Genomic DNA, 547 nt, shown 5'->3' with positions numbered 1-547 from the left:
GGATTTTAGAATTTGAATCAAAATATAAATGTGAAGTTACTCGTTTAAATAACAACCAAGCAATATTGGTATTAGGTGATAAAGTAGAAAAGATAGGTTGATTAACAATCTCTATAAAAGACCTACTAAATCAATTCTTTAGTTAGTAGGCATTAGTAAGAAGTGCGAACTGAAGAGTATAAATATAAGGTGGTGCAAAACATGAAAGTAAGAAAAACGGTTAAAGAGGATATTGACCTCCTCATAAAGATTCGTATGGAATACCTGTTTGCAGAAAAAGGTGTGTATTCTTCGGAAGAAGTGCAAGATATTAGAACAAAGTTAGAAGAATATTTTACTCAACACCTTAACAAAGGATTTATTGCTATCATTGCCGAGAATGAAAATGAAGTATTAGCAACTGCATTTATGTCAATCGTGGAAAGACCTCCGCTAATAGCGTTTTCATCATATCTTGTCGGTACGGTATACAATGTTTTTACATACCCTCAATATAGAGGAAAAGGCATTGCAACGAAAGTTATGACTGAACTTTTATCGGAAGCAA

1 protein-coding gene is annotated in these 547 nt (G+C 32.7%); it reads left to right on the top strand.

Annotated features, from left to right (window positions below):
- Positions 1-201: 201 nt before the first annotated feature.
- Positions 202-547: GNAT family N-acetyltransferase (locus LGK97_RS19700; RefSeq protein WP_226262018.1), on the top strand; the 346-nt coding region annotated here is incomplete at its 3' end.

It is taken from the genome of Clostridium sp. CS001, assembly GCF_020443565.1.
Classification (GTDB): Bacteria; Bacillota; Clostridia; order Clostridiales; family Clostridiaceae; genus Clostridium_AD.
This window is presented reverse-complemented; position numbering and strand designations above follow the sequence as displayed.